The following is a 5662-nucleotide window of genomic DNA, read 5'->3' on the forward strand; positions in this document are numbered from 1 at the left end:
CCTGGTCGGCAGCCTGCCGGTGTTCAGCCACAAGTGGGGCATGGTCAACGGCCAATCCAAACCTTTTGACCAGGTGGTGGGAGAGCATCCCATCGCCTCGGGCCCGTATCGCATTGGCAAGGTGGTGCCCGGTCGAGACATCACGTACGAGCGCGACAAAGCTTATTGGGGGGCGGACCTCAATGTGCGGCGTGGGCAGTTCAACTTCGACCGCATCACCTACAGGATGTACCTCGACAACGTCACGGCGTTCGAGGGCTTCAAGGCGGGTGAGTTCGATTTCATCGAGTCCTACATTTCCAAGGATTGGGTGCGGGCCTACAAGGGCAAGCGCTTCGATTCTGGCGAGCTGGTCAAGAAGACGCTCCCGCACCGCAACGCGGCCAATTTCCAGGGCTTCATCTTCAACACGCGCCTGGACAGGTTCCAGGATGCGCGCGTGCGTCAGGCCATTGGCCTGGCCATGGACTTCGAGTGGATGAACCGCCAGCTCTTTTATGGCATCTACTCGCGCATCACCAGCTACTTCACCAACAGCGATTACGAGGCCAAGGGCCTGCCAACGCAAGAAGAGCTGGCCTTGCTGGCGCCATGGCGCCGCAGCCTCGCGCCCGCCGTGCTGAGCCAGCCGGTGCCCATGCCCCCCTCCACCAGCCCGCCGGGCTCGCTGCGCGCGAACCTGCGGCAGGCCCGCGACCTGCTCGCCGCTGCCGGCTGGAAGTTGCAGGATGGCGTGTTGCGCAATGCCAAAGGTGAGGCCTTCACCATCGAGTTCCTGGACAACTCGCCCAGCATGGGGCGCGTGATCACGCCGCTGTTGCGCAACCTCGAAAAGCTCGGCATCCAGGCGCAGTACCGCGTGGTCGATTACGCTGTTTACGAAAAGCGCATGAAGCGTTTCGAGTACGAGATGGTCAGCCTGGCCCTGCCGGGGCAAGAGGTGCCGGGCGCCGAGTTGAGGCAGTACTACCATTCATCCCAGCGGGACCTCGAAGGGTCGAGCAACCTGATTGGCGTGAAGGATCCGGTGATCGATGCCCTGCTCGAGCGGGTCGCTCAGGCCAAGACGCGGACCGAACTGGTCGTGGTGCTGCGCTCGCTCGACCGGGTCATGCGTCACCAGCATTACTTTGTGCCGCATTGGTACTCGCGCACCTTCCGCGTGGCCTGGCGAGGAGGCCGTTTCGGCATGCCTGAGCCGCCGCCGCACTACCGCCCGGATGCCTGGGCCCTGAGCAGTTGGTGGCGCCAATGAGCGCGAGCCTGGAAAGCCATTGACGACCATGTGGGCCTACATCCTCAAACGCATCTTGCTGATGGTGCCGACGCTGCTGGGCGTGCTGCTGGTGACCTTTGCCATCATCCAGTTCGTGCCCGGCGGGCCGGTCGAGCAGGTGATGTCGCAGCTGACCAGCCGCACCTCGGGTGGCGAGCGTGCCGGCGCCGACAGCGCCTACCGCGGCCGCCAAGGGGTGGACCCCGCGCAGATCGAGGAGCTCAAAAAGCTCTATGGTTTCGACAAGCCTGCGCATGAGCGTTTCATCAAGATGGTGGCCGATTACGCACGCTTCGACCTGGGGCAAAGCTTCGTGCACCACAAGGACGTCTGGGGGCTGATCCAGGAAAAGCTGCCGGTCTCCATCAGCCTGGGCTTGTGGACGTTCTTCTTGAGCTACCTGGTGTCGGTGCCGCTGGGCATTGCCAAGGCGGTGCGCGCGGGCAGCCGGTTCGACCTGGTCACCAGCGTCGTGGTGCTGGTCGGTTACGCCATCCCGGGCTTCGTGCTTGGCGTGGCGCTGCTGGTGCTCTTTGGCGGTGGCAGCTTTCTGCAGTGGTTCCCGTTGCGCGGTTTGACCTCCGCCAACTGGGACGAACTCAGCCTGGGCGCCAAGGTGGTGGACTACCTGTGGCACATCGCGCTGCCGGTGACGGCCAGCGTGGTCGGCAGCTTTGCGGTGATCACCATGCTGACCAAAAATGCGTTCCTCGACGAGATCCGCAAGCAGTACGTGCTCACGGCACGCGCCAAGGGCCTGGACGAACGCAAGGTGCTGTGGAAACACGTCTTCCGCAATGCGCTGATCCCGTTGGTGACGGGCTTTCCGGCGGCCTTCATCGGGGCCTTCTTCACGGGCTCGCTGCTGATCGAGACGCTGTTCTCGCTCGATGGCCTGGGCCTGCTGGGTTACGAGTCGGTCATGCGGCGCGACTACCCGGTGGTGCTGGGCACGCTTTACCTCTTCACCCTGATCGGCCTGGTCACCAAGCTGATCTCCGACCTCTGCTACGTGTGGGTGGACCCGCGCGTGAAGCTGGATGCCTGAGGCCACCCGCATGAGCGAACTCACCATCCCGTCCACCACGTCGATTTCGCCAAGCCGTCGCGCCTGGCTGCGCTTCAAGCAGCACCGCCTGGGGTTCTGGAGCCTGATCCTGTTTTCTGCCTTGGTGCTCATCAGCCTGGGGGCCGAACTGGTGTCCAACGATCGCCCTTTGCTGGCCCGCTACGAGGGGCGCTGGTACGTGCCCGTGCTGCAGGATGTGCCCGAGACCACCTTTGGCGGTGACTTCGAAACCGCCACCGACTACCTGGACCCCTTCATCCAGGCCCAGTTCGACAAGCCAGGCAATTTCGCCATCTACCCGATCAACCGGTCGCACCACCGAACCATCAACTATTTCGCCAAGTCACCCAACCCATCGGCGCCATCGGCCGACAACTGGCTGGGCACGGATGACCGGGGGCGCGATGTGCTGGCGCGCCTGATCTATGGGTTTCGCGTGTCGGTCCTGTTTGGGTTGGCGCTGACCCTCATTGGCGTCGTGGTGGGGGTGCTCATGGGCGCCATCCAGGGCTTCTATGGCGGGCGCACCGACCTGTTTCTCCAGCGCTTCATCGAGATCTGGGGCTCCATGCCCGAGCTCTACCTGCTCATCATCTTTTCGGCCGTGCTCTCGCCCAGCGTGGGGCTGCTGATCCTGCTGCTGAGCCTGTTCGGCTGGATCGGTCTGTCCGACTACGTGCGTGCCGAGTTCCTGCGCAACCGGCAGCTCGACCACGTGCGCTCGGCGCGTGCACTCGGACTGACCAACTGGCAGATCATCCGCCGTCACATCCTGCCCAACAGCTTGACACCCGTGGTCACCTTCCTGCCCTTTCGCATGAGCGCCGCCATCCTGGCGTTGACCTCGCTGGACTTCCTGGGGTTGGGCGTGCCGCTGGACACGCCCAGCCTGGGCGAGATGCTGCAGCAGGGCAAGAACAACCTCGACGCCTGGTGGATTTCGCTGTCGACCTTCGGTGTGCTGGTGTTGAGCCTGCTGCTGCTGACCTTCATGGGCGACGCCTTGCGTGACGCGCTCGATCCGCGCAAGGAGCACGCCCAATGAGTCACCACACCTCTAGCGCGCCGCTGCTTGATCTCCAGGATCTGCACGTCTCCTTTGCCGACAAAGCCGTGGTCAAAGGCGTGAGCCTGCAGATCGCTGCGGGCGAAAAGCTCGCCCTGGTCGGCGAGTCGGGTTCGGGCAAGTCCATCACCGCGATGAGCCTGCTCAAGCTGGTGCCGCAGGCACGTGTTTCAGGCCAGGCCTGGTTCAATGGCCTGAGCGATCAAGGGCTGAAGGGTGAGCGCCGCGACCTGCTGCAGCTGAGCGAGCGCGAGTTGCGGGGCGTGCGCGGCCGCGACATCGCCGTCATCTTCCAGGAGCCGATGACGGCGCTCAACCCGCTGTTCACCATCGGCGATCAGATCGCCGAGGTCATCGAGCTGCACCAGGCGCTGAGCAAGGCGAAGGCCTGGCAGCGTGCCATCGAGTTGCTGGCGCAGACCGGCATCCCCGAGCCCGAACGGCGGGCGCTGAGCTTTCCGCACCAGCTCTCCGGTGGACAGCGCCAGCGCGCGATGATCGCGATGGCCCTGGCTTGCCAGCCCAAGCTGCTGCTGGCAGACGAGCCCACCACCGCGCTGGACGTGACCTTGCGTGGTCAGGTTCTCGACCTGCTGGATGGGTTGCAGCGCACCCATGGCATGGCCGTGCTGATGATCACGCACGACCTGCACCTGGTGCGCCGCTTTGCCGACCGGGTGGCCGTGATGGAGCAGGGCGTGCTGGTGGAATGCGGCCCGGTGGCCGACGTTTTCGCCAACCCGCAACACGCCTACACCCGCAAGCTGCTCGACAGCCAGCCCGTGCGCGACCCTCAGCCTTTGCCGCCCAGCGATGACGCGGCGCCGCTCATGCAGGGGCAAGGGGTGTGGGTGCGCTACCCCGTGCCCAAGCCAGGCATCAGGGGCTGGTTCAGCCGGGGGCATTTCGATGCGGTCAAGGCCGTTGATTTCTCCCTGCCGCCTGGCCGCACGCTGGGCGTCATCGGCGAGTCGGGCTCAGGCAAGTCGACGCTGGCTCAGGCCGCGCTCGGGCTGCAACCCAGCGAGGGGCAGCTGTGGGTCAAGGGCCTGCCTTGGCAGCACCATGCCCTGAAGGACCGGCCTTTGCGCCGTGCTGTCCAGGTTGTGTTCCAGGACCCGTTCTCGTCCCTGTCGCCCCGCATGACGATCGAAGAGCTGGTCGGCGAGGGCCTGGGCATCCACTGCCCGGACATGACGCCGGCTCAGCGTCGCCAGCAGGTCGAGCAGACGCTGGCCGATGTCGGGTTGACCCAGGCCCAGTTCCCGGGCCTTTTGTCTCGCTACCCGCATGAGTTTTCGGGGGGGCAACGCCAACGGGTGGCGCTGGCCCGTGCCCTGGTCGTCGAGCCCCAGGTGCTGGTGCTCGATGAGCCCACCAGCGCGCTTGATGTGACGATTCAAAAGCAGGTGCTGGCTTTGCTGCAACGCCTGCAGCGCGAGCGAGGGCTCAGCTACCTGCTGATCACCCACGACGTGGACGTGGTCGCGGCGATGGCGCACGAACTCATCGTCATGAAGTCGGGTGAGGTGGTCGAGCGCGGAACGGTGGAGCAGGTCCTCAAGCACCCTCGCCACCCCTACACCCAGAAGCTGGTGTCGGCCAGCCTGGGTTGAGGCCAGCTGCCTTGGCGCTCAGATGCCCATTTTGCCCAGGCGGTCCATCAGGTCGCGCAAGGTGCCGATGAGCACCGGGTGGTCCGTCTCGAGCTTGGCCTCCAGCGTTTGCGCCAGGGCGTTGATGTCGTCCTGATCGGCGGTGCTTTGCGGGTCGTTGGCGGCCTGCTCGCCCGCCTGGGCCAGCACGCGCTGGATGTCGGTGTCCAGGGTCTGCAGGGCCTGGCGCGTCGATGCGTCAACCTGGGGGCGCGCCGCCAGCTCGGTGTGCAGCTTCTGCAGCAGGGCAGTCAGTTCCTCGCGGTTCATGATCGGGTCTCCTTTGAGGCCCATTCTGCCGTTTCGCGCGGGGGATGCAAGCTCAGAACACGCCGCCCTTCATCGCGCCGCGCTGCGTGTCATAAAGCTCACGCACCCAGGCGATGCCGGGCCTGTCTTGCCACTCCTGCACAGCGGCACGCATGCCCTCCCGGTAGGCTGGGTCGCCATAGACCGGGTGCTGAGTTGGGCAGGCCAGCGGCGCCAGCAACGAGGCTGCGGTGATGTCTGCCACCGTGAATGTGTCCCCGACCAGGAAGCGGCGCCCATCGGCCAGTTGTGCATCAAGCCAGTCCAGCGCCTCGCGGATGCGCTGG

At 65.1% G+C, this 5662-nt stretch carries 6 protein-coding genes; 4 read left to right on the forward strand and 2 right to left on the reverse strand.

Annotated features, from left to right (window positions below; translation table 11 throughout):
• The 4 genes from B2W70_RS10365 to B2W70_RS10380 form a co-directional block, all read left to right on the forward strand.
• A partial coding sequence (locus B2W70_RS10365) for an extracellular solute-binding protein (RefSeq protein ID WP_286745492.1) occupies positions 1-1255 on the forward strand: 1255 nt, incomplete at its 5' end.
• Positions 1256-1283: 28 nt separating this feature from the next.
• Complete coding sequence (locus tag B2W70_RS10370) at positions 1284-2324, forward strand: microcin C ABC transporter permease YejB (RefSeq protein ID WP_286745494.1); 1041 nt, start codon at positions 1284-1286, stop codon at positions 2322-2324.
• 10 nt (positions 2325-2334) lie between these two features.
• The gene (locus B2W70_RS10375) at positions 2335-3390 is read left to right on the forward strand and encodes an ABC transporter permease (RefSeq protein ID WP_286745496.1); all 1056 of its coding nucleotides are present in this window, start codon (positions 2335-2337) and stop codon (positions 3388-3390) included.
• Positions 3387-5027 (forward strand): ABC transporter ATP-binding protein, encoded by a 1641-nt coding sequence (locus B2W70_RS10380; RefSeq protein WP_286745497.1) that lies wholly within the window; start codon positions 3387-3389, stop codon positions 5025-5027. Before B2W70_RS10375 ends, B2W70_RS10380 begins: the two co-directional genes overlap by 4 nt.
• Before the next feature lie 18 nt (positions 5028-5045).
• On the opposite strand, the gene B2W70_RS10385 is transcribed toward B2W70_RS10380, so the two are convergent.
• Entirely contained in the window at positions 5046-5336 is a 291-nt protein-coding gene (locus tag B2W70_RS10385) for a DUF4404 family protein (protein WP_058086058.1), read from the reverse strand.
• 52 nt (positions 5337-5388) lie between these two features.
• Positions 5389-5662, reverse strand: a 274-nt coding sequence (locus tag B2W70_RS10390; protein ID WP_286745498.1) for a glutathione S-transferase C-terminal domain-containing protein, incomplete at its 5' end; no start/stop codon positions are given.

This window comes from Aquabacterium sp. UBA2148, assembly GCF_002328915.1.
Taxonomy (GTDB): domain Bacteria; phylum Pseudomonadota; class Gammaproteobacteria; order Burkholderiales; family Burkholderiaceae_C; genus Aquabacterium; species Aquabacterium parvum.